Source organism: Pseudomonas sp. SCB32 (assembly GCF_009189165.1).
GTDB lineage: Bacteria > Pseudomonadota > Gammaproteobacteria > Pseudomonadales > Pseudomonadaceae > Pseudomonas.
Genome location: NZ_CP045118.1, coordinates 878153 through 899426 on the forward strand (window position 1 = coordinate 878153; position 21274 = coordinate 899426).

The window sequence follows — 21274 nt, forward strand, 5'->3', positions numbered from 1 at the left end:
CATGGCCGGAGCCGAACGCGTCACCCTCGCCATGACCGGCGCCTCGGGCGCCCAGTACGGCCTGCGTCTGCTCGACTGCCTGGTGCAGGAAGATCGCGAGGTGCATTTCCTCATCTCCAAGGCTGCGCAACTGGTGATGGCTACCGAGACGGACGTGACCCTGCCGAGCAAGCCGCAGGCGATGCAGGCTTTCTTGAGCGAATACACCGGCGCTGCCCCTGGGCAGATTCGCGTGTACGGCAAGGAAGACTGGATGGCCCCAGTGGCCTCCGGCTCCGGCGCGCCCAGCGCGATGGTGGTGGTGCCCTGTTCGACGGGGACGCTCTCGGCCATCGCCACCGGCGCCTGCAACAACCTGATCGAGCGCGCCGCCGACGTGGCGCTGAAGGAGCGCCGCCAGCTGATCCTGGTCCCGCGCGAGGCGCCGTTCTCCAGCATTCACCTGGAGAACATGCTCAAGCTGTCGAACATGGGCGCGGTGATCCTGCCGGCCTCTCCGGGCTTCTATCACCAGCCGCAGACGGTGGACGACCTGATCGATTTCGTCGTCGCGCGCATCCTCAACCAACTGGGTATCCCCCAGGACATGCTGCCGCGCTGGGGCGAACATCATCTTGTCAGTGACGAATAAATTCCTCGCCGCCTTGTTGCTGCTGCAGCTGGGCGGCTGCGCCACCGTGAAGACCCTCAACGACAGCCGGCCCGGCGACCCGCTGATCTATGCCGGCACCCGGCTGGACTGGTATTCGCTCAATGGCGGCTGCTGCCCGAAGGATCACTTCGGCACCGAGGCACCGGCCTACCCCGGCCTCGACCTGCCCGGCAGCGCGCTGCTGGATACCTTGCTGCTGCCGCTCTCGATTGCCGCTGAGCTGGGAATTGGCCTGCAGGTGTGGGGCGGCAACTAGCTCTGGCTTCTCTGTAGGAGCGAGCTTATTCGCGAACATTCCCTCCGACGGCTCAAGGGCTCGGCCGATTCGCGAGCAAGCTCGCTCCTGCGAAGAGCCGTCCCCTGCGGTTGAAGGTTATTTGCCCAGCCGGCGCAGCTCGTCCGATTCGACGATGCGGGTGCCCTTGCCGGTTTCCAGCGCCAGGCGCCACAGCGCGCGGGCCAGGGCGCAGGCTTCGATGCCGTGCAGCTTGCCCGGCAGGATGCGCGCGAAGGGCGCGGCGAGCAGTTCGGCCAGGCGGACTTCCTCGCGCTGGCCCAGCAGCAGCGACGGCCGGGCGATGGTCAGCTGCGACCAGCCTTGCTGGCGCAGGGCGTCTTCCAGTTCGCCCTTGATCCGGCTGTAGAAGATCGACGATTTGCTGTCGGCGCCCAGCGCGCTGATCACCACATAGTGCCGTGCGCCCAGCTCCAGGCCGCGAGCGCCGAGCTCCAATGGCAGGTCGAAATCGATGGCGCGGAAGGCCTCTTCCGAGCCGGCTTCCTTGATGGTGGTGCCCAGGCAGCAGAACACGGTGTCCACCGGCCGGGTCAGGTCAGGGATCAGTTCGGCCAGCGGGCCGATGGGGTTTTCCAGGCGTGGGTGTTCGGCCAGTTTCCGGCGGGTCGGGGCGAGCACGCGCTTGACGGTGGGCTCATTGAGCATGCGGTCGAGCAGGTGCTCGCCCGTGAGACCGGTCGCTCCGGCAAGCAGGATATTCGTCGGTGTTGAGTACATCTGTGTTTCTCCCTGACACACTGACAAGCTTAGTTGCCGGCCTATTTTTTTGCTTGTGCGGCGGCGCCCTTGGTTTCGACTGCCGCATGGCGCTGCTGCGCACGCAGGGCCTTCCAATGGTTTAGAACCGCCGTTGGCGCCCAAAGTTGCGGCTCCGACGGTTCGAACTGTTCCTCCTTCTCGCGCTGGGCGACCGTGTCGCTGGCGAGGGCGAAGGCTTCCTTGAGATCGTCTGTCTGTTGGAAGGCCTTGGCGAACAACGCGTCACCGAAGTAGGTGAAGTCGGCCTCTTCGGAGCAGCCGAAGGATACCCGATCACTGCGAGCGGCAGTCATGATCAGGGTCTTGTCGTCCTTGAGCACGGGAATGAATCCACCGCTATAGCAGGCCGAGATGACCAGGATCTTGTAGCGGTCCTTCAGCGGCGCGAGCAGCGTAGCCAGTTCGGTGGCCGGCAGGTCGTTGAGCTTGAGGCCGGGCATGTCCAGCACCAGCTGGTGGTCGTGGGAGCCGTGGCTGCTCAGGTAGATGAAGATCAGGTCTTGTGGCCCGCTACGTTCGGCCAGCGTGCGCAAGGTGCGGGCCAGGCTTTCGCGGGTGGCCATCGGCCGGTCGGTAAGATGGTCGCGGTGGTTCACCAGCGTCACCACGCCCTGGGCGCCGAAGCGCGTGGCCAGCAGGTTGGCGACGTAGTCGGCCTCGCGCAGGAACACGCTCTGCTTGCCATCGCCGCCTACGCTCAGGCCATAGAGCGTGATGGCCGGCGTGGATGGCGGAATGGCCGCCAACGCCTTTTCCAGCAACGGGCCCTGCTCCAGCAGGCCGATTTCCAGCGCGTTCGGCAGCAGCTTGCCGTGCTCGTCGCGTATGCGCTTGCCGCCGCTCCAGCTGCCGCGCTGAACGCTGCCGTCGCTGCGGGTGAGGGTGCCGTCGCCTGCGTATTCACCACGGGCGAAGCCACCGCTGTAGACCTGGCCGTCGGCCTGGCTGAGGGTGCCCTTGCCGTCGAAGCGCCACTGGCGGAACTCGCCCTGGTAGCGGCTGCCATCGTTGCCGAGGAATTCGCCGGTGCCGTCCAGCGAGCCCTCCTTGAAGTTGCCCAGCCAGACGTCGCCGGAGATGTTCTGGAAGCGCCCCTTGCCGTCGAACTGGTCATTGCGGAACTCGCCACTGTAGTGGTCGCCGGCATCGTCGCGGAAGGTGCCCTTGCCGTTGAGCGTGCCGTTCTTGAACTGCCCGGTGTACTGGTTGCCGAGGCTGTCCACGCGCGCGCCTTCACCATTGGCTTCGCCGCCCGCGAACCAGCCCTGATGGCGGGTGCCGTCGGGCAGTTCGAGGGTGCCCGTGCCGTCGTAGCGGCCTTTGCGGAAGCCGCCGCTGTAACTGGTCTGGCCCTGGGTCAGACGCCCTTCGCCATCGAACTCGCCCTTGCTGAACTGACCGTCGTAGGTGCTGCCGTCGGCGAACTGCAGGTGCCCGCGGCCATCGAACAAGCCCTCGCGAAAGGCGCCGACGTAGGTCGAGCCATCACCGCCGTGCCATTTGCCCTGGCCGTTCTTCAGGCCTTTGTCGAACTCGCCCTCGTACCAGGCGCCGTTGGGATAATCCAGGCGACCTTTGCCCTGTAACTGGCCGTTCACCAATTCGCCACGATAGCGCGCGCCATCGGGCAGGCGGCCGTCGGGCGGGGTCAGCGGCTCGCCTTGGCCGCAGGCAGCAAGGAGCAGGGCGAGGCCGAGAGGCAGGAGGTGGCGTGGCATGGAAATCTCGAATTGCGGTGGGACGCGATTTCAGTGTGGACGTAAAAAAGCCCGCGGGCGCGGGCTTTTTTCAGTGGAGCCGGTTCAGGTCCACTGGGTGAGCTTGTTGCCTTCCTTGTCCTTGAAAGCGCCGACGATGATCATGATGAAATCGACCAGCGTCCAGATGCCCAGGCCGCCCAGGGTGAGGATCTGCAGGATGCCGGTGCCGATCTTGCCCACGTAGAAACGATGGGCGCCGAAGGTGCCGAGGAAGAAGCACAGAAGGAAGGCGGGGAGAATGCGTTTTTCGGTCATGGGACTGTCCTTGTGGGTTGCCGGAGGCCGCTGAAACCCGCGGCCGCCGACAGTCTAATCCATAACCGTCAGGGAATGTTTCAGACGAAGCACAGGCTCAGGGATTCGGCGATGTAGGCGGGTTTGGCCTGGCCTTCGATCTCCAGGGTGCAGCGCGCCTTGATCAGCCACTGCCCGGGGTTCTTCTCGGTGATATCGCTGATGGTTATCTGCAGGCGTACGCGGGAGTTGACCGGCACCGGCTGGATGAATCGAACGCTGTCGAGGCCGTAGTTGACCACCATCTTCGGGTTTTCCGGCAGTACCAGCAGCCCTTCGCAGAGTTTCGGGATCAGCGACAGGGAGAGGAAACCGTGGGCGATGGTGCCGCCGAACGGGGTCTTCTTGGCCTTTTCCGGGTCGACGTGGATGAACTGGTGGTCCTCGGTGCACTCGGCGAACTGGTTGATGCGCTCCTGATCGATGGTGATCCATTGCGAGTGGCCCAGGTCCTTGCCGATGTAGTCCTTCAGTGCGCTTACAGGTACGAATGCCATGTTTCCTCCGGGGAATGCTTTTTTTCTTCTAGTGCGTCCAGCAGGTCTTGAAGCAGCCCGTAGATCAGCATGGGCACCGGGGATGGTCAAGCACACTTGGCGATTCATGCTTTGGGCGAATGCCGTGCCATAGCATCGCCCGGCTGGGCATAATGGCGCCTCCTTGCGCTGGAGATGTCCCCATGCTGTTACGCGGCCTGACCTGGCTGGTGCTGTTCCAATTGCTCGGCACGGGTCTGAATGCTCTCATCCTGCACATGATTCCCGGCCCCATCATTGGGCTGGTGCTGCTGTTCGCTTTCCTGGTGTGGAACGGCGAGGTGAGCAAGCCGGTGAATGAGGCGGCCGCCTCGCTGCTGCGCTACCTGCCGCTGCTGCTGGTGCCGGCGGCAGTCGGGGTGATGGCCTATGCGAAGCAGATTGCCGAGGACTTCTGGGCCATCGCCGGGGCTCTGTCGCTGTCGCTGCTGGTGTCCTTCGTGTTCGCCGGCTGGCTGATGCAGAAACTCATCGACCGCCAGCGCAAGCAGAAGGAGAGTGCCTGATGTTCGACTGGCAAGGCGCGGTGTCCTCCGTCATTCACCATCCGTTGTTCTGCGTCGGCGTCACCCTGGGGGCCTACCAGTTGGCGCTGGCCGCCTACGAGCGCACGCGCTGGGTGTTCCTGCAGCCGGTGCTGGTGTCGATGCTGATCGTCATCGCGGTGCTGCTGGCCTGTGGCATCGACTACGCGGAATACAGCAACAGCGCCAAGGTGCTGACCATCCTCCTCGGCCCCGCCACCGTGGCGCTGGCGGTGCCGCTGTTCCTCAACCTGAAACGCATCCGCCAGCTGTTCTGGCCGACGCTGATCACCCTGGTGGTGGCCGGCCTGTTCGCCACCGGACTGGGCATTGGCCTGGGCTGGCTGTTCGGCGTCGACCACGAACTGCTGATGAGCCTGGCGCCCAAGTCGGTGACCTCGCCCATTGCCATGCTGGTGGCCAGCCAGATCGGCGGCGTGGCGGCACTGGCGGCGGTGTTCGTGCTGATCACCGGCGTGCTCGGCGCCATTCTCGGCCCGGAACTGCTGCGCCGCGTGGGTGTACATCATCCGGCCGCGCAGGGCATGGCGCTGGGCATGACCGCCCACGCCGTGGGTACTTCCCGCGCCCTGCAGGAGGGCGAGGAGTGCGGCGCCTTCGCTGCCCTGGCCATGAGCCTGATGGGCGTCGCCACTGCAGTGCTGCTACCGTTGGCGGTAGCGCTGATCGCCTGACGAGAGATTGGAGTGTCCATGAGTTTCCCGCTGTTCCCGCTCAACACCGTGCTGTTCCCACGCTGCCGTCTCGACCTGCAGATATTCGAGGCGCGCTACCTGGATATGATCGGCCGCTGCATGAAGCAGGGCGCTGGTTTCGGTGTGGTGGCCATCGTCGAGGGTGAGGAGGTCGGTGATGCGCCGGAGCGCTACAGCCTGGTCGGCTGCGAGGCGCTGATCCGCGACTGGCAGCAACGCCCGAACGGCTTGTTGGGCATCCGTGTCGAGGGTGGCCGGCGCTTCCGTGTGCTCTCCGCCAATGTGCAGCCGGACCAGCTGACCGTGGCGGAGGTGGAGTGGCTGGACGAGCAGCCCGACCAGCCGCTGACGAAGGAGCACGACGACCTCGCCGCGCTGCTCGAAGCGCTGTCGATGCACCCGATGGTCTCCGCGCTGGAGATGGGCGGGGAGGTCAACGGCCAGCAGGAACTGGCCTGCCAGCTCGCCTATTTGCTGCCGTTCGAGCGTGACCAGAAACAGGTGCTGTTAGAGATGGACGACCCGTCCGTGCGCCTCGCGCGAATCCAGGTGCTGCTGGAGCAGCTGCAGGGTGATTTCGTCGCCTGACTGCAGCCGTCCTGGTTGCCTCCGCGCCCGCTGCAGGGCCGGAGATGCGGATGCCTACGCATACGGCCGTTCGCTCGACGTCGGATTCCAATAGCGCCAGCCTTGCCGCTGTAAACCCAGCTCGGCGGCGAATTCCGCCACGCTCTGCGGACGGTCTTCAGCGCGCAGGCTCAATGCCCAGTCAATGGCAGCCAGCGTAGGCCGTGGGTAGCCGGCCAGACCCAGGGAACCCAGCGGGCGGCAGGTATCCACGACCGTGCGGGCCAGGGCGGACGGTGGCGGCTGGCCGACGATCAGCAGATGCAGCACCGCCGCAAGCGAGTAGAGGTCGCTCCAGAAGCCCTGGGGCTGCTCCTGGGTGTAGTGCAGTTCCAGCGGCGAATAGCTGGGCTTGAGCGGGCGGAATCTGCTGGGATGGTCATTCGACGCCAGGCCGGCGGCGCCGGGGTCGAGCAGCACGGGCTGGCCCTGCGCGTCGAGGATGATGTTGTCCGGAGCAATATCACCGTGCAGGTGCCCGATCTCATGGAGCTGCTCTAGCGCTCCCAGCAGGCTTCCCAGCAGATTCTCCAGCCAGGCCGGGGAGAGCGCCGGCGATGGCGTCGTGACCAGGCGTTGCAGTGTCGGCCCCGGATACCAGGGCATGCTGTAGTAGGCCGTGCCGTTCTCCCGCCAGCAGCGCCCGGCCTGCGGCAGCCCGGGATGGCACAGGCTGGCGAGCAGCCGGGCTTCATGGACAAAGGCGTCCAGGCCTGCCTGGAAGCGTTCCGCTAAATTCTTCTGGCGTACCTGGATGGAGCCGCAGGCGGTCCGCAGGGCGATCGAGCCGGGCAGGTATTCCTTGATAGCCACAGCGGAAGCAGGGAAGGCCGCCTGCGCCAGATAGACGATGCCGAAACCTCCCTGACCGACGCTGCGGACGACCTCGAACTCGCCCAGTCGATGGCCGGCGCGTAGCGCCAGTTCAGCATCCATCGCTGCAGGGGCCGTCGAACAGATGGTGGAACAGCAGGGAGTTGAGAGCGCCATGGTGCACGTGCCGGCGCTTCGGACCACTGGCCGCGGGGTGGGTCCACCAGTAGCTGGTCATCGCTTCGCCGGGCAGGTACTGCGCCAGTTCCGGCCAGGCGTGTGAGTCGAAGGCGCCTGGCGGAGGCGATGGGCTGCTCAGGGCCTGGTCCAGCTGTTCCGGGGAGGCTCCGTGCCGGATGCCATCGAGGATGCTGTAGCCATCCCGCGCCAGGTCCTGGAAGGCCGCTTCCAGGGCGCTGGCATCGAAGGCCAGAGCATTGTCCACGGGGAGCAGCAGGCACAGCGGATAACAGCGACCGACCCGGTCGCAACTGGGAGCGATACAGCCCATCTGCAGTCCGGGCCGATCCCAGGAGCCGGGAATCATGAAGTTCCACACCGGCGCTCGCACGTAGCGTTGCTGCCAACCGGGATGACGCTCGTTCTGGTCCTGCAGGCTGCGTTGCAGCCAGTTGGCCCACCAGCGGATCACCTCGGCGCTCAGGCGGCGCGAGACGAAGTCGCCGGTGCCCGGCAGTTTGCCGTACCAGCCGGGCGGTTGACGGATATCGCTCATGGCTTGATGCCGCCGCCCGGACAGTTGAAGTTGCGCAGCGCCGAGAGCCGGAACGGGGAGTAGAGACTGTCGGTTCGTACTTCCAGCGCGACGGCGTGGCCTTCGAGGTTGTAGTGCAGGGTGAACAGGTCCGGGGAGCTCCCCGCCTCCATGCGTGCCTTGTCGAACAGTCGGTGCCAGGCCCACAGCCCCTGTCCGGCCAGGCTGGCGCTGCGCCCATCACGGGTGTCGATGCTCAGGCGGACCTGGTCGGTGCCCTGGGGTGCCGGCCAGCTGACGGCCAGCGGAACCTGCGGGCCATGCATGTATTCCAGGCTCTGTCCGCCGGCATTGAGGCTCAGGCGGGCGATTTCCGGGTCCATGCTGACCACCCGTACGCGCAGGTCCATCGACGGTGCATTGCCCTTGGCGAAGAACACCGAGCGCAGCAGGCTGGCGCGTTCGAACGAACGCAGGTCGCCGGTCGGCCCGGAGAAGCCCGGATTGAAACTCCAGGGGTTGGTCGCCTGGTTGACCTTGTCTGCCAGGTTCTGCTGGAAGAAGGTGTCGAACAGGCCGTTGGGGGCGAACAGCCGTGCAAAGTCACCGACGGCGACTTCCTGCTGCGCCTTGGCGCTGAACGGATAGCGGCCCAGCACGGCGCGCCGGCAGAAGCTGCCGATCGAGCCGCTGATGTCCTGTTGCAGCTTGTTGCGCTCGACCGTCCGGGTTTGCGTCCGGGTGATTTCGGTCAGCGCGCCGAGCATTTCTCGTACGCCCAATGGCGCGCGCCCTGCGCTGGCGTCCACCTTGGCGAGGATGTCCGAGGGGGGCGGCGGGTTACCACTGCGCAGCGCCGACTCCGTGGCTGTCAGGTAGACGTAGAGCTCGTTGAGTAACTGACGGAGGTTATCCAGTGGTCCGCCTTGCCCGGAGGCGGCCTCGTCGGTCATCCGACGCAGGGATGCGAAATGGTCGTCGACGATGCGCTCCGGAGCCTCCGGCTTGACGCTGGGTTTGGGCCGGTTGCTCTCGTCCAGGCGCCCGACCAGCCTTTGCAGGTGCTCACGGGTGCTGTTGAGCTTGTTGCCGGCTCTGTCCGCGAAGTCCTGCACCGCCTTGTTCATCGGCCGCAGCAACGTGGTTTCGCGTGCGGCGGCGCGGATCAGGCGCTCCAGTGGCGAGTCCAGCGCCGACAGGGTGCGGGATACCTGGGCCGCCTGGGCCAGCGAGGTGATCGGCACCAGAGTGAGGTCGTTCAGGTAGTTGTCCCAAACCTGGACATATTCGTTGAGGTAGAGTGCCTGCAGTTGCCGCAGCAGGTTGGCCTGATAATCCGGCAGCAGTTCTTCGGGGCGCAGCGCAAGGTTCAGTACCCAGGTGTCGTCGTTCTGCAATTGCCCCTGCAGCCGGATGGCGTTGGGCATGAAGAGATCGTGATAACCCGTGTAGGTGAACAGTGTCGGAATCCCTTCGGTGAGCGGCAGGCCGCTCTGGCGGCGCAGTGACTGGCTGGCATCGGGGCCGGCCGCCGAGATGACGCTGAAAGCATTGGCCGGTTCGTCCAGCAGCAACTGATAGCGGATGCGCTGGTAGGCGCGTTGCACCAGCGGCAGGCGACCCAGCTGCAGGCGGGTCTGTTCCACCAGGCTGGTGTCCATCGGGTAGGGCGAGCGCACCGGGCCGGGTTCCAGCAGCTGCTTGAGGTGCTGTTCGAGCTGTTCCCCCTCGGCTTCGGTGAAGCCATCGGGCAGCTCGTGCCGGAGGTTGATGTAGAGCCAGTCACGCAGGTAGGCGCCGTCGTAGTGCTGCTCGTCGTAGAGCATCAGGTAGGCCTTGAGTGCCTCGTAGGTGTAGTGGTCGTTCGGCGTCTCCTGGCGCAGGCGCTGCTGAATGTAGGACGCCACCTGGGGTAGCAGCATGTCGCGAAGTCCATGCCGGTAGAGCAGGTCGCTGCTTTGCTCGACGGTCCAGCCCTGGTACAGGCCAAGACGGAGGCGCCAGGGTGGGCTGGTGACCTCGAAATGGCTGCTGTCGGGCAGCTCGCGCAGGCGATCGAGCCAGGGCAGAACCTGCAGGATGTCGCCAGCGTGGCTTTGGATGGTTTGCCCGTGCAGGCCCAGGGCGGGTACCTTCTCGCTCACCTCGTCCAGGTAGGCCCGGTTCAGCCCGTAGGCACGCCACAGGATCCAGCCCCCAGCCACCAGCAGCAGGGCGAGCGCGACATGGCCCGCGCCGCGCAGCACTCGGCGGCGACGCTCCCAGAGCAGGTTGCGCCCAGCCAGGGCGACTTCGCGGAAGACCACTTCCTGCATCAGGCGCTTCAAGAAGAAACCCTGGGCGCCATTCTGGTTCAGGGAAGGCTGGGAGGATTCGGGCAGGCCCAGGTTGCGCTTGATGGCCCCCATCACTCGGTCGAAGACCGTGCCTTCCTGGGTCGCACTGGTGAAATAGAGGCCGCGCAGCAGGACCGGGAATTCGAATTTCGAGGTACTGAAGACCTCCAGCAGGAACTGTCGCAACGGCTCCTCGAGGGCGGCAAATTCCTGGGGTAGCAGGTACGCCTGGGCGCTTTCTTCCAGCGGGCGACTTTCACCCAGGCGGTCCGGCAGGTATTGGCGCAGTCGTTGATAGAGCAGGCCGTACTCCGCGGCAAACTCCCCGGCGAGCTCTGGTGAGCCGCGTTGCTCTTCCTTGAGTGGCAGGGTGAAGCCCCAGACCTGCTCGCGCTCCGGTCGGTCGAGCGCGGCAAAATACTGGTTGAAGCCGGCCAGCAGGTCGAGCTTTGTCACCAGGACATAGACCGGAAAGGTGATGCCCAGTTGCCGGTTCAGCTCCTGCAGGCGCTTGCGAAGTTCGTGGGCGAGCCGTGCCTGCTCCTGTGCGCTGCTGCCCAGCAGGTCGGCGACCGAGATGGTGAGCATGACGCCATTGACCGGTTGCCGTGGCCGGTACTTCTTCAGCAGGCCGAGGAAGCTGTTCCACTCGGCGCTGTCAACGGGCTGGTCGCTGTCCTGGGTGCTGTAGCGTCCCGCGGTATCGATCAGCACGGCATCGTTGGTGAACCACCAGTCGCATTGCCGGGTACCGCCCACCCCCTCGACGGCGGCCTTGCCGATGCTGCCGGCCAGGGGAAACTTCAGGCCGGAGTTCAGCAGCGCCGTGGTCTTGCCCGAGCCGGGAGCGCCCACCACGATGTACCAGGGCAACTGGTAGAGGTACTGACGCGACAGGCGTCGCAACGACCAGCGCCGTTCGTCCTTGTCGAAGCGCGCCTGCTTGAGCGTTGCGATGGCCACGTCGAAGCGTTCCGCCAGTGCTTGTTGCTGGGCATCGGCCAGGTCGTTGCCCTGGCTGCGCGAGCGCAGGTGCTCGAGCAACTGGCTGTTGGTGTAGGCCATGCGCAGGCGGCGCCAGCCAACCCGCAGGAAGAATAGGCCCAGCAGCAGGGCGATCAGGACGATCCTCGCGCTCTCGTTGTACAGCGGCCGATGACGACCGATGGCGATTTCCGGACCTACCAGCCAGATGAGCGCCGCAAGGGCGAGAAGTCCTAGAAGAACCCACAGAGCCGGGCTCCGTAACCAACGCAACCACTGGCTCATTGCCCTTTCTCCTGCAGCATGTCCGTCTTGAACAGCACGATCTCGACTCGTCGATTGAGCGCACGCCCTTCGGCGGTCTCGTTGGAGGTGAGGGGATGGTCCTCACCCATGCCCCGGGAGCTGACGCGATCCTTGTCCAGGTTCTCGCGCAGCAGGTCGCGCACGGCCAAGGCGCGAGCCTCGGAGAGTTCGAGGTTGGAGGTGAACTGGAAGCGGATCGGCTGGTTGTCGGTGTAGCCAAGCACCTCCACCCGGCCCTTGCGGCTTTGCAGTGCTTGGCCGATGCGCTTGATGACCGACAGGTAGGAGGATTTGACCTGGCTCGCGCCCGAGGCAAAGACGCCGTTTCCGCGGATCACGATCACGCTGCGGTCGTCTTCCTCGCGTACGGAGAGCAGGTGCTCGGCGATTTCCGGCGCGAGGAGGTCGGCCAGCGTCCTCGTGGTGGGGGTACTGATTTCCAGCTTGGCCAGTTGCACGCCACCGATGGCCAGCGCCAGGCGGTCCCCCGGACCCTGCAGGGCAACCAGCAGGCCGGTGTAGAGAATTCCCAAGAGCAACACCAGCAGCGAGGTGTAGACCCAGAAGGGAATCGGGGGGCGCAGGCTGCCAGCATGCTCGACACTGCTTTGCCAATGGGGCGACAGCGCCTGGTCACTGACGGTCTGCCGGCCCTGCAGGATGGCGAGCAGCCGCTGCCTGAGCGTCTCCAGGGAGCTTTGCCCGTACTCCATGATGCGGTACTGGCCTTCGAAGCCCAGGCACAGGCAATAGTACTGCAGTTCCAGCAGGTTCCTGTGTTGCTGCGGATCGCTGGCCAGGCGTGAAAGCAACTGGAAGAACTTCTCGCCGCCCCAGGCCTCGTTGTGGAAGGTCACCAGCAGGCTGCGGGAGCCCCAGGTGCCGCTGCCCCAGGTCGTCAGCGCGGCCGCCTCGTCGAGCACCGTGCAGAGGCAGTAGCGCGCGGCGATGATTTCCTCGGTTCGGATATTCTGCGCCTGGGCCTGGCGTTCGAAGCGCCGGATTTCCTCGACCAGTTGCCGGTGCAGGGCGTCCGGATCCAGATGCTGGGTCAGCAGGCGGATCTGCGGTGCGAGGTTCAGCAGCGGGTTGGCGGCCGCCAGCAACGGATTGCCGGCCGCACCGAGGTCGGCTTCGGCTCGCTGCACCGCGTGCTGGCCCTGCCAGGCGCCCGCAGTCGGGGTGGCTCCCGGCGCATTGGATTCGCCGAAGGGGTTGCGCGAGGGGTTCAATGACATGGGAACCCACTCTCACCGGTGGTCATGCTATGCAATGGATATCTCCCGGAGTTCAGCCGCGCACGGCCCAGAGCTCGACTTCGAGGCCGGGGAACTCCCCGGCGAGGTGCATGGCCAGCACGCCGGTCTTCTGCAGCTGTTGCCACATCTCGCCGCGTTTCTCCATTTCGAAGTACAGGTAGCCTGCGTTGTAGGGTATCTGCCGAGGCGCCACGGGCAACGGGCGAACGCCGATGCCCGGCAACTGCAGCTGCACCAGGTCGCGGATGCGCTCCACCGTGCCCAGCTTGACCTGTGCGGGGAAGCGCGTACGAATCGCCTCGCCGGGAAGCTCGGCGTGCACGGCGAGAATGAAGCCGGCCTCGCGAAGCAGATCGGGACTGGGAATGCTGCCCACCCTCACGCCATGTCCTCGGTCCTGCAGTGCAATGGATATCGCCCCCTGTTCCAGTACCGTGGAGAGCGCCTGGCGCAGCTCCGCCATCAGCGGCTCGAAGCTGTGCTGCAGGTCGTCGTGCACGTAGCGCGGCCATTGCTGCGGCTGGCGGTTGGCCGAGGTGAAGGTGGCCAGGTCAAAGGCCAGCCTGAGCCAGTCATGGAACAGGTCGAAGGGGTGGCGCTGCCGATCCTGCTGCGCCACCCAGGTACTGGCGAGCGAGCGATTGGTCAGCTCCAGAAGCATGAAGTCGGCGACCTCGCCGACACCGCCGCGGCCCGGTTGCGAGAGGCGCTGCGCCAGGGCATGTGAACGTTGCTGGAGCAGGCTGTGAACTTCCTTGACCAGGCCGGCAAGGGTGCTCTGCGCCAGGCAGGCAAGCAGGGGCGGAATGTAGTGCTCATCCAAGCGCAGGCGTTGATCGCTGCCGCGCTCGATGACCCGTACCACGCCGATGGCCTGGTAGGTCTCACCGAGCTCCTCGCGCAGCGCCAGGCGATAGCGCGGTCGCGCCAGTTGCACGGGCGACGGTTCCAGCGCCACGGCGTTGGCGTCGCTCAGCTCAGCTTCGGCGACGCCGTAGCGGGCGGGTGAGCCTTCGACTTCTGTGAACAGCACTTCCTCGCTGCCGGGCCGACGCAGGGGCAGTGCCAGCACCACGTCGGCGTTTTTCGATGTGAGCGGGAAATCCAGTGGCGCCGGCGCTTCGGCGGGCGAGTCGAAGCAGAAGGGGGTGCCATCGGGCATGCTGCCTACTGCGCGGCGTATTCCGATCTTGCCCAGCTCCAGCAGTTGCGGGTCCAGGTCCAGCTCGAGGAAGCCCCAGTAAGCGCCACCCAGTCCCCGGCAGCGATGCTCCAGGTAATGCTCGATATAGCGTTGCCATTGTTGGAAATGCTGTGGGCGCAGGTACATGCCCTCGGTCCAGAGCGGGCTCAGCGTATGCGCCTGGACGCTGGGTATCACCGTGGGGGTGCTCATGGGGTGGTCCTCGATGGGGCTGGCGTGGTGGGCTGGATGTGCAGGCCGTCCTGGCGGATCGCTATGGTTAGCTGCAACCCCGGCAGGGGGGCTTGTGCGGGTGGGATCTCGTCGAGTTCGGGGGGGACGGGCAGTTCCGGGGTCAGCTGCTCGGCCGTCTGAGCGGTCTGCGCGAACGCTGATGCCTGCAGCGGAACCAGGAGTCTCCAGGTGCGTCCTTCGAGTTGCTGGTAGCCGGCGACCACGCCGATCAGGGCGGGTTCCGACGTGCTGGTGTAGCTGCGCCGCTCCGTGGCGCCAGGCCAGATCATCAGCTGGTCACCGCGCAGGAAGTCGGCGCCCAGCCGGGCATGGGCGTTGTCGCGCAGGTCGAAGTAGTCGGACATCTCGAAGTTGCCCGCGCTGCGCAGCTCAAAGACGTTGAGCAGCACCGGCATTGCGCGGCCGCTACCGTCGCGATTGATATCCTCGTCCACCTTGAAGGTGATGTGGTAGGTGACGCTGCCGGGTGGTTCGACGGCGGCGGGAGTATCTTTGCCCAATGGCCACCAGGAACAGCCGGACAGGCTGAAAAGCGCTAGCAGTAGGCTATGGCGCAGGGGCGGGCTGATCCGGTTCATGCCTGAGTCTCCTTATGGCGCTCGGCCGATTCAGCCGAGCAGCGCTTGATCTCGTCCTCGTAGGCGCGCTGGAAGGAATCGCCGAAGAGGCGATGGAAGTCATTGCTCTGCGCCAGCCCCAGCAGGCGCTGGAAGCGCTCGCGGTAGTGCTGCCAGCGACGCGAGTCGACCCGGCTGGGGAGCAGTCTGTCGAGCCAGTCGCGGGGGGCATGCTCGGTTTCGCTCAGCCGTGGATCGAATTCGCGGAGCAACTCGAACAGCGCGCTTCGTGTCCCGGCCAGGACGCCCAACTGATGGTGCTGCAGGTCCTCCAAGGCATCCCGGATGGCCTGCTCCGGGGGCAAAAATCCCGGCAGGTGCTGGCCGAACATCTGGATCAGCACCGCCTCTCCCGACGGCAGGATCTTGAACGGGTTGTTGGCCGAGTCCATGACCCGGGTGAGTTCCGCGCGCACTTCCCGTTTGAGCAGCGTGCGGGAGGACAGCAGGCGCACCGTGCCGTCGGTGAACAGCTTGAAAAGGTTGCCCAGCTGCGCCATGCGCAGGTCCAATGGCAGAACGGCGGGGAGCACCTGGCCGATGCCCGCTGCCTTCATGAAGCCGGCCATGGCGTCGCCTTCGGCTTGTTCCTTCCTCTGCCTGCGGGAGCTTGCCGCGCAAGCCGAATCGCGCCGGGGGAGGCTGTGCTCAGGTGCCTCCTCCACGGCCACCGGCGTTGACTTGTGCTCGGAGCTGGGAGGAAGGTTCGGTGCGAGCGCCGCCGGGGACTCATCCTGAGCCAGGGTTGGCGTTGCGAGAGCTGGCAGGAGCGTCAGCATGGCCGACTCCGTGGCGTCGGCCATGACTGGCGCAATGGCCTGCGCAAAGCCATCGGTTGCCAGGGGAGAGGGCTGCGGGGCTTGGGAAGCCAGGGGCGAAGCGCCGAGCGCCGCTAGCTCTGCGGCGAACTCCGTGAGGCCCGTGCCAGGTAGTGTGCCATCGAGAAGCAGAGTGGGTTCTTCGGCCGGCATGGGCGCAAGCGCTTCGACTGGCATCGGCAGGGACGGGGCATTCTCGCCCCAGCGCAGTGCCGTACGGCCGATCTCGACCTTGTCGGCAATCTCGTGCCGATCTGGCGCTTCGATGATTGCGGCCTGATGCAGGACGGTTGTCTGAGCGTCGGGCAGCAGCGCCGGGCCCAGGTTTTTCAGCAGGTCCGGATGATGGACCGGGGCCGAGAAGAGCGTGAGCGGATCCATCGACGGCCCCGTCAGGGAGGAATTCGGGACCAGTTCGGCCGGGGAACCCGGCGGCTGGCGCGCGAACAGCGAGGCGCCGGCATCAGGCAGTTGGCCGAAGAAGGACGGCGCCACCCAGGCCCGCTGCGTCGTCACCACTGCGGAGTCTTCCAGGTGGAGCAAGGGGGGCGGCCGCGGAGTGGTGGAGGTCGACAGGGGCGTATCGCCGAGCAGATCGGCGAACGGATTTTCCTGGCTGGCGGGGGCACCAGACCCCGAGTGCGTCGTCGCCTGGGGCGGGGAGGCGGCAGGCGGGGTGTGCTGAGGGGAAAGGGGCGACTCGGGAGTCTGCATGCTGTGACTTGCCTCGCTGCGCAGTAGAAAGGCGCCGATCCGCAGGAGCTCTCCCTCCCGCAGTCGACATTCCTGATTGAGTTCCAGGGGATGGGGGCCGACCGCGATGGCCAGCGCCGAGCCGGCATTGCGGACATGCCAGCCATCCTGGCGGTGGCTGAGCACGGCCTGTAATCGCGAGATGCGGCCCTCGGGGTCGTTCAGTTTCAGGTGACAGCCAGCGCTGCTGCCGATGATGCCGCCGGGTGCGCGGAAGCTGGCCGACACCCCCTGGTCGACCGGCTGGCCGGACTGTTCGATGACGGTCAGCTTCATGGCGTTGGATCCGGCGGCAGCGCTCGGCAGTGAGTCCTGTTGCTCATCCGGCCAGCACCAGCACCTTTCCCTGGCTCGGGGCGACGCGCGAGCCGATGGCGTTGGTGGTGTTCTGCTGGGTCATGCTGGTCATGCGGGTGACCGGCATGCCATGCAGGATTACGGTGAAGGCGCCGGTGATATGGCGTGAGGGAGCCATCACGGTTCCGGATGCCACGCCGCCGGCGACACCCGGATTGTCGCCATTGGTCTGCGGCACCACGGTGCCCATGTTGTGGGCCGGCCCGCCGATGAGCAGGACGTTGGGAACGTTGGGGATGGCGGTGCTGCCGGCAGCGACATTGACGTAGGAAACCGGTACCGGCACTGGCGGCGTGAGGCAGACGTCGGGGTTGGCGATGTCGATGCCACCGACCTGGGAGTTCGCGAACATGCAAGGCACCTCAGCCGATGTGGATCTGGCGGGCGTCCAGCTTGCTCAGCTGGTCGGCGCTGACGAGAGTGTTCTTGCCGTGCAGACGCAGGGTCTGGCCGGCTTCGCAATCCAGTTCGGCGGTTCGGATGCAGTCGAGCTGTTCGCTGATGCGATAGCTCTGCTTGCTGACCTGCACCCATTTGTCGGTGAGCAGTTCGATCACGCGGCCCACCAGTTTGCCGACCCCGACGAAACCGCGGGCCTCTGCGCAGCTGTAGTTCAGCCGGGCGGCCTGGCAGTCCAGATCGGCTGTCTCCACGCGCAGGGCCTGCGGTGCCAGTTCGAGTGCCGCGCCGGCGATGCGGAGTTCGGCGTCGCTATCGATATCCAGGCCATGGGGCAGGTGGCAGGCCGGTCGTTCGTCGCCTCGGCGTTCGAGAATGGCGAGGATGAAGGCCGAGCCCTGGGTATGGGCGAGCAGCACGCGATCGCCGACGACAGGCGTGATCAGGCAGCTGAAGGCCTGCATGCAGAGCTGGCGGTGTGGCCCCTGGGCGACTAGGAAGCTTCGCTCGCCGAGCGCCGTGACGACCTCGCCCAGGGTGTCGTCCCGGGGATGTGCGGAGGGGGTTTTCAGAAGGACAAGGGGTGCATTCATGGGGTTTCTCCCGAACCATAGGGGTTCTGCTGCAATGCCTGGCGGAATGCCTGGCCCTGTTGCTTGCGCGCGGCCGACCAGTTTTCGGCGGCGGCCAGTTCCGGATCCTCGAGCAGCACGCCGGTCTGGCTGTCCCAACGCACGTCGTCGGTCCGAGCTCCGTGGAAGCGGGACTGTTGGAAAGCCGCGTCGTGGAAATCGGCTTCCGTCAGGTGCGCCCGGGAGAAATCCGCGTAACGCAGGCTGCATTGCGCGAAGCGCGCCCGGGGGGCGTCGGCGTGCTGGAAAATGGCTTGGTCGAGGACGCTGCCGCTGAAGTCGACGGCAACGAGTTTTGCCGACACCCAGAGCGCGCTGGTGAAGTCCGCTCGCCGACATGAGGCGGATTCCAGGTCGGCCCGCAGGAAAATCGCCTGGGTCGCCTGGACCTCGTTCAGCAGGGAGTCCTGCAGGTTGGCGGCGGTGAAGTTGCACTGGACGAGCCGGCTGGCGCTGAAATCGACGCCCTGCAGCCGGCAATCGACGAACTGGCAGCCCTCCAGGTCCTGATGGCGCAGCGTCAGCCCACTCAGGTCACAGGCGAGGAACACGCTTGCGTGCAGCCGTGCCCGTGCCAGGCGCAGACTCCGCAGGTCCAGTTCCTGGAACACGACCCGCTGAATCTGTGCATCGGAGAAGTCAGCCAGGCCCAGTTGTGCGCCGAACAAGGTCTGGTCCAGCCGGGCTTCGACAAAGCTGGCATGCTCCAACGAGCCCTCGTTGAAGCGGCATTCGCGCAGGCATGCCTTGTCGAAACGGCAGTGCTCCAGACGACTGTTGTGGAATATCGCGCCATCCAAGTGGCAGTCGGTCAGGTTCGCGCCAGTGAGCGAGCAGTCGATGAAGCGCGCGCGGGACAGGTTGGCTGCGTCCAGATGGGCGTTGTCCAGCTGGCAACGGAGAAACACGCAGTCGGCCAGCTCGGCGCCGGGCAGACAGGCATCGCTGAAGCAGATGTTCTCGAAGACCAGTCCCGCCCAGCGTGCCCCCTCGAATCGCAGGCCGTTGCAGTTCAGGTCGCGCAGGTCCCCGTTGTGCTCCAGGCGGCGATGGAACTCGGCGATGCTCATGCTTCACCTGCCATGGCCTGGGGGGCGAGGGGGTATCTGTTGGCTCTTTCCAGGTAGCTGCCGTCGAGCCGGGTATCGTAATCGAACCGGGCTTCGCCGAGGTCGGCGCGGAACAGGTTGCAACCCGATAGGTTCGCTCCTTGCAGCGCCGCGCCTTGCAGCACGGCGGTCATCAGGCTGGCATCGCGCAGGCTGGCCTGTCGAAGGTCGCTGCGAATCAGCAAGGTGCCGTCCAGCTCAGCCTGTTCCAGGCGGCTGTTTCGCAGGTCGGTATCGCTCAGGTCTACCTGGTGCAGCTGGCTGAAGGTGAAGTCAGCGTTCCGGAGTCGAGCGCCGCGCAGGCACACTTCGGACATCTCGCAGGCCGAGAAGTCGGCGCCGGAGAGGTCGCAGGCGCCAAGGAAGGATGATTTCTGCAGATGCGCGGCCTGGAAGCTGAGCCCCTGGCCGGCGTCGGTTTCGATCAGCGTCAGCGCGCGGATCCGGGCCCGGCTGAAGTCGAGGTCGCGCAACGTGCAGCGATGGAAGGTGAGGTTGCTGATCTGCGCCAGATGCAGGCACAGGCTCGTGGCTGTCGTTTCTTCCAGCAGCAGGTTGCGCAGCTGGGCGCAGCTGAGGTTGAGGTTGAGCAGCTTCGCGCCCCTGGCTTGCAGATCGCAAAGCTGCGCCTCGCTCAGGTCGCAGTCACTCAGTTCGGAATGTTCCAGGCAACTTCGGCTCAGGTTGACGCGGCGCAGGATGGCGCCGCTGGCGCGGGCGTGGCCCAGGTTGGCATCGGACAAGTCGCAGCCTTCCAGGTTGGCGTTGTCCAATCTGACGCGGCTGAGCAGGGCACCCTTTAGGCTGGCGCCGGAGAGGTCGCAGCCGCTGAGATCGGCCGAATCCAGGTCGGCACCGTCGAGGTTGGCGCGGCTCAGGTCCATGCCGGCGAGATTGGCTCCGGCCAGGAGCAGCGAACCGAGCTCGAGCCCCTGGCTCAGGCGCTCGTGAATCTGTTCGCGGCGCTGCCGGGAGCCGACTTCGTCGAGGGCTGGCTGGGCATCGAGCAAATGGCCGCCGCGGCTCAGCGCGCTGGACAACTGGGGGGCGGTTCGTTCGAGCAGCTGCTGCAGCTCCGCATGCTGCTGGGGCGGCAGCAGGCGCCGCGCCGGTTCGCTGTGCAGCTGCTGGCTGAGTGTTTCGAGCACTTGCCGGAGATTGCGTGGCGTGGGTGGGGTGCTGTGGTGGTCGTTCGACAGCTTCGCCTCGAGTTGCACCTCCTGCCTGCGCGCGTCCTGTACCTGCTCGTGAAGCCTGGCCTCGGCTTCCCGGGCGTGTCGGCTGCGCTCCTCGACGTAGGCTGGCAACTGTGCCGGATCCGGCGGGACGGCGCTCTCCAGCTCTAGAGTGGCGGGCATGGCAATCGCCGGTGCGACCTTGGCCGAGAGGTCGTGCAATTGCGTGGCCAGTTCGTCGCGCTGTGCGGCGGCGCGTTGACCCATGCGCTGTAGCATGGCGTTCGGCGCGGCGGTCCCCCCGGGCTGCGTCTCCAGTCCCGGCCCGATCAGCGAGGCGGGAAGCAGGTCGTGATCGTTCAGCGCATGCAGGGCACCATGCCTGGGGGCCAGACGCTGCTCCAGCACATGACTGAAGTGTTCACGCGAACGAGGTGCGTCGGGATCATCGACTGCCAGCAACAGGTGATCGATGTCGTTGCCATCGAAGGTCGTGCAACGGGTGCTGCCATGGAAGACCAGGATGACGCGTTCGCAGTCGGGCAGGAACCACAGCGTGGTCAGGCGCAGCGGGACTTCTTCCAGGGCGCCCGGCTCACTATCCTTGCGTTGCAGGAAGCCGCGGGCTTGCAGCTTCGGCAGATTGCCGCTGAGGAGTGCATGCTTGGGGTGCAGGTGCTGCAACTCGAACGGGGCTCCTGCGGGGATCTCTTCGCAGCCGTCAAACCACTGATCCGGCTGCGACAGGTTGAAGTAACGCCAGTCGAGGTTGCGTGAGAAACCCGGGAAATCTTCCTCGAGCCAACGCTGGTCACAATCCCCGGCGAGAGCCGAGCGCTGCGTCCAGGTCGGCTGGAGCATCCCCAGACTGACCGGCAGGCCGGTTTGCTCCGGCGAGCGCAGGTGCTGCCCGAACGGTTCCAGGTTCGGTAGTCGCTGAATGGGCGAGTCTTCCAGGTGACCCTTGCCCAGCGGGTTCTCGGCAAACCCCTGGCCGCCGTAGGTCGAGCTCCAGTCAATCGGTATTTGATCGAATGACTCCGCGCGCGTGGGGATGGCACCGTTCCACGAACGCTCGCCGGTCACCCGCAGGCGCTTCTCGAGCCCCGCGACCTTGACTCGCACTTCGCAGGTCGAGGCGTCGGGCGGGCAATAGCGCCCGTAGGTGTTGCCGCTGACCAGAAATTCGGGAATCACCTTGGGGATTCCCACGTCCGGTGTCATGGCTCCGTGCAGATGCTCAGGGACCAGGCGCCATAGTTCCATTTCCGTGAGCAGGTGTGGCCGGCCGCGCAAGGGCAGCAGGGCGAGTGCGGCGATGCCCAGTTGGTATTGCTGGTTCCACCGGTAGACACGGTGCTGCAGGCTGAGCCTCAGGGGTTTGATGAGTTTCATGG

At 65.8% G+C, this 21274-nt stretch carries 20 protein-coding genes; 5 read left to right on the plus strand and 15 right to left on the minus strand.

Annotated features, from left to right (window positions below):
- Position 1: 1 nt before the first annotated feature.
- Positions 2-631, plus strand: coding sequence for a flavin prenyltransferase UbiX (gene ubiX / locus GA645_RS04240; protein WP_152220250.1), 630 nt, complete (start codon positions 2-4; stop codon positions 629-631).
- Positions 621-908 (plus strand): YceK/YidQ family lipoprotein, encoded by a 288-nt coding sequence (locus GA645_RS04245; RefSeq protein ID WP_178119609.1) that lies wholly within the window; start codon positions 621-623, stop codon positions 906-908. The genes ubiX and GA645_RS04245 overlap by 11 nt, the downstream gene beginning before the upstream one ends.
- A 117-nt stretch (positions 909-1025) precedes the next feature.
- Here the strand turns inward: GA645_RS04245 and GA645_RS04250 are convergent, their stop codons facing one another.
- The 4 genes from GA645_RS04250 to GA645_RS04265 form a co-directional block, all read right to left on the minus strand.
- Positions 1026-1667, minus strand: coding sequence for an oxidoreductase (locus GA645_RS04250; protein WP_152220254.1), 642 nt, complete (start codon positions 1665-1667; stop codon positions 1026-1028).
- A 41-nt stretch (positions 1668-1708) separates the two neighbouring features.
- Positions 1709-3427, minus strand: a complete 1719-nt coding sequence (locus GA645_RS04255; protein ID WP_152220256.1) for a C13 family peptidase — start codon at positions 3425-3427, stop codon at positions 1709-1711.
- Between the two features lie 84 nt (positions 3428-3511).
- The gene (locus tag GA645_RS29245; RefSeq protein ID WP_152220258.1) at positions 3512-3724 is read right to left on the minus strand and encodes a TM2 domain-containing protein; all 213 of its coding nucleotides are present in this window, start codon (positions 3722-3724) and stop codon (positions 3512-3514) included.
- An 80-nt stretch (positions 3725-3804) separates the two neighbouring features.
- On the minus strand, positions 3805-4260 hold the full coding sequence (locus GA645_RS04265; RefSeq protein WP_152220260.1) for a MaoC family dehydratase: 456 nt from the start codon (positions 4258-4260) through the stop codon (positions 3805-3807).
- A gap of 182 nt (positions 4261-4442) precedes the next feature.
- Here GA645_RS04265 and GA645_RS04270 point away from each other — a divergent pair, with 182 nt between their 5' ends.
- The 3 genes from GA645_RS04270 to GA645_RS04280 are packed head-to-tail and all read left to right on the plus strand — an operon-like array spanning position 4443 to position 6127.
- A complete protein-coding gene (locus GA645_RS04270) occupies positions 4443-4805 on the plus strand; it encodes a CidA/LrgA family protein (protein WP_152220262.1) in 363 nt (120 codons plus the stop codon).
- Positions 4805-5518 carry an LrgB family protein gene (locus GA645_RS04275; RefSeq protein WP_152220264.1) on the plus strand — a complete coding sequence of 238 codons (714 nt, stop codon included), beginning with the start codon at positions 4805-4807 and terminating at the stop codon, positions 5516-5518. The genes GA645_RS04270 and GA645_RS04275 overlap by 1 nt, the downstream gene beginning before the upstream one ends.
- 18 nt (positions 5519-5536) lie before the next feature.
- A complete protein-coding gene (locus GA645_RS04280; protein WP_152220265.1) occupies positions 5537-6127 on the plus strand; it encodes an LON peptidase substrate-binding domain-containing protein in 591 nt (196 codons plus the stop codon).
- Between the two features lie 54 nt (positions 6128-6181).
- Here the strand turns inward: GA645_RS04280 and GA645_RS04285 are convergent, their stop codons facing one another.
- From GA645_RS04285 to GA645_RS04335, 11 genes are read right to left on the minus strand one after another with little or no spacing between them, the layout of a single operon-like run.
- Positions 6182-7102: a serine/threonine-protein kinase gene (locus GA645_RS04285; RefSeq protein ID WP_178119480.1), complete on the minus strand. Its 921-nt coding sequence runs from the start codon at positions 7100-7102 to the stop codon at positions 6182-6184.
- On the minus strand, positions 7092-7715 hold the full coding sequence (tagF, locus tag GA645_RS04290; RefSeq protein WP_152220269.1) for a type VI secretion system-associated protein TagF: 624 nt from the start codon (positions 7713-7715) through the stop codon (positions 7092-7094). Before tagF ends, GA645_RS04285 begins: the two co-directional genes overlap by 11 nt.
- Positions 7712-11299: a type VI secretion system membrane subunit TssM gene (gene tssM, locus GA645_RS04295; RefSeq protein ID WP_152220271.1), complete on the minus strand. Its 3588-nt coding sequence runs from the start codon at positions 11297-11299 to the stop codon at positions 7712-7714. The genes tagF and tssM overlap by 4 nt, the downstream gene beginning before the upstream one ends.
- Complete coding sequence (gene tssL, locus GA645_RS04300) at positions 11296-12558, minus strand: type VI secretion system protein TssL, long form (RefSeq protein WP_218572349.1); 1263 nt, start codon at positions 12556-12558, stop codon at positions 11296-11298. The genes tssM and tssL overlap by 4 nt, the downstream gene beginning before the upstream one ends.
- A 52-nt stretch (positions 12559-12610) precedes the next feature.
- Positions 12611-13975 carry a type VI secretion system baseplate subunit TssK gene (gene tssK, locus GA645_RS04305; protein WP_152220273.1) on the minus strand — a complete coding sequence of 455 codons (1365 nt, stop codon included), beginning with the start codon at positions 13973-13975 and terminating at the stop codon, positions 12611-12613.
- A complete protein-coding gene (tssJ, locus tag GA645_RS04310) occupies positions 13972-14595 on the minus strand; it encodes a type VI secretion system lipoprotein TssJ (RefSeq protein ID WP_152220275.1) in 624 nt (207 codons plus the stop codon). The genes tssK and tssJ overlap by 4 nt, the downstream gene beginning before the upstream one ends.
- Entirely contained in the window at positions 14592-16481 is a 1890-nt protein-coding gene (gene tagH, locus GA645_RS04315; protein ID WP_152220277.1) for a type VI secretion system-associated FHA domain protein TagH, read from the minus strand. The genes tssJ and tagH overlap by 4 nt, the downstream gene beginning before the upstream one ends.
- 43 nt (positions 16482-16524) lie before the next feature.
- Positions 16525-16914, minus strand: coding sequence for a DUF4150 domain-containing protein (locus GA645_RS04320; protein ID WP_152220279.1), 390 nt, complete (start codon positions 16912-16914; stop codon positions 16525-16527).
- 10 nt (positions 16915-16924) lie between these two features.
- The gene (locus GA645_RS04325) at positions 16925-17554 is read right to left on the minus strand and encodes a DUF3540 domain-containing protein (RefSeq protein ID WP_178119481.1); all 630 of its coding nucleotides are present in this window, start codon (positions 17552-17554) and stop codon (positions 16925-16927) included.
- Positions 17551-18663, minus strand: a complete 1113-nt coding sequence (locus tag GA645_RS04330; protein WP_152220283.1) for a pentapeptide repeat-containing protein — start codon at positions 18661-18663, stop codon at positions 17551-17553. The genes GA645_RS04325 and GA645_RS04330 overlap by 4 nt, the downstream gene beginning before the upstream one ends.
- The gene (locus GA645_RS04335) at positions 18660-21272 is read right to left on the minus strand and encodes a DUF2169 domain-containing protein (protein WP_152220285.1); all 2613 of its coding nucleotides are present in this window, start codon (positions 21270-21272) and stop codon (positions 18660-18662) included. The genes GA645_RS04330 and GA645_RS04335 overlap by 4 nt, the downstream gene beginning before the upstream one ends.
- Positions 21273-21274 lie beyond the last annotated feature (2 nt).

Bases quoted from the DNA above. Each gene is read 5' to 3' on its own strand.
- ubiX (WP_152220250.1), top strand. From the start codon at position 2: ATGGCCGGAGCCGAACGCGTCACCCTCGCCATGACCGGCGCCTCGGGC.
- GA645_RS04250 (WP_152220254.1), bottom strand. From the start codon at position 1,667: ATGTACTCAACACCGACGAATATCCTGCTTGCCGGAGCGACCGGTCTC.
- GA645_RS04255 (WP_152220256.1), bottom strand. From the start codon at position 3,427: ATGCCACGCCACCTCCTGCCTCTCGGCCTCGCCCTGCTCCTTGCTGCC.
- GA645_RS29245 (WP_152220258.1), bottom strand. From the start codon at position 3,724: ATGACCGAAAAACGCATTCTCCCCGCCTTCCTTCTGTGCTTCTTCCTC.
- GA645_RS04265 (WP_152220260.1), bottom strand. From the start codon at position 4,260: ATGGCATTCGTACCTGTAAGCGCACTGAAGGACTACATCGGCAAGGAC.
- GA645_RS04270 (WP_152220262.1), top strand. From the start codon at position 4,443: ATGCTGTTACGCGGCCTGACCTGGCTGGTGCTGTTCCAATTGCTCGGC.
- GA645_RS04275 (WP_152220264.1), top strand. From the start codon at position 4,805: ATGTTCGACTGGCAAGGCGCGGTGTCCTCCGTCATTCACCATCCGTTG.
- GA645_RS04280 (WP_152220265.1), top strand. From the start codon at position 5,537: ATGAGTTTCCCGCTGTTCCCGCTCAACACCGTGCTGTTCCCACGCTGC.
- GA645_RS04285 (WP_178119480.1), bottom strand. From the start codon at position 7,102: ATGGATGCTGAACTGGCGCTACGCGCCGGCCATCGACTGGGCGAGTTC.
- tagF (WP_152220269.1), bottom strand. From the start codon at position 7,715: ATGAGCGATATCCGTCAACCGCCCGGCTGGTACGGCAAACTGCCGGGC.
- tssM (WP_152220271.1), bottom strand. From the start codon at position 11,299: ATGAGCCAGTGGTTGCGTTGGTTACGGAGCCCGGCTCTGTGGGTTCTT.
- tssL (WP_218572349.1), bottom strand. From the start codon at position 12,558: ATGTCATTGAACCCCTCGCGCAACCCCTTCGGCGAATCCAATGCGCCG.
- tssK (WP_152220273.1), bottom strand. From the start codon at position 13,975: ATGAGCACCCCCACGGTGATACCCAGCGTCCAGGCGCATACGCTGAGC.
- tssJ (WP_152220275.1), bottom strand. From the start codon at position 14,595: ATGAACCGGATCAGCCCGCCCCTGCGCCATAGCCTACTGCTAGCGCTT.
- tagH (WP_152220277.1), bottom strand. From the start codon at position 16,481: ATGAAGCTGACCGTCATCGAACAGTCCGGCCAGCCGGTCGACCAGGGG.
- GA645_RS04320 (WP_152220279.1), bottom strand. From the start codon at position 16,914: ATGTTCGCGAACTCCCAGGTCGGTGGCATCGACATCGCCAACCCCGAC.
- GA645_RS04325 (WP_178119481.1), bottom strand. From the start codon at position 17,554: ATGAATGCACCCCTTGTCCTTCTGAAAACCCCCTCCGCACATCCCCGG.
- GA645_RS04330 (WP_152220283.1), bottom strand. From the start codon at position 18,663: ATGAGCATCGCCGAGTTCCATCGCCGCCTGGAGCACAACGGGGACCTG.
- GA645_RS04335 (WP_152220285.1), bottom strand. From the start codon at position 21,272: ATGAAACTCATCAAACCCCTGAGGCTCAGCCTGCAGCACCGTGTCTAC.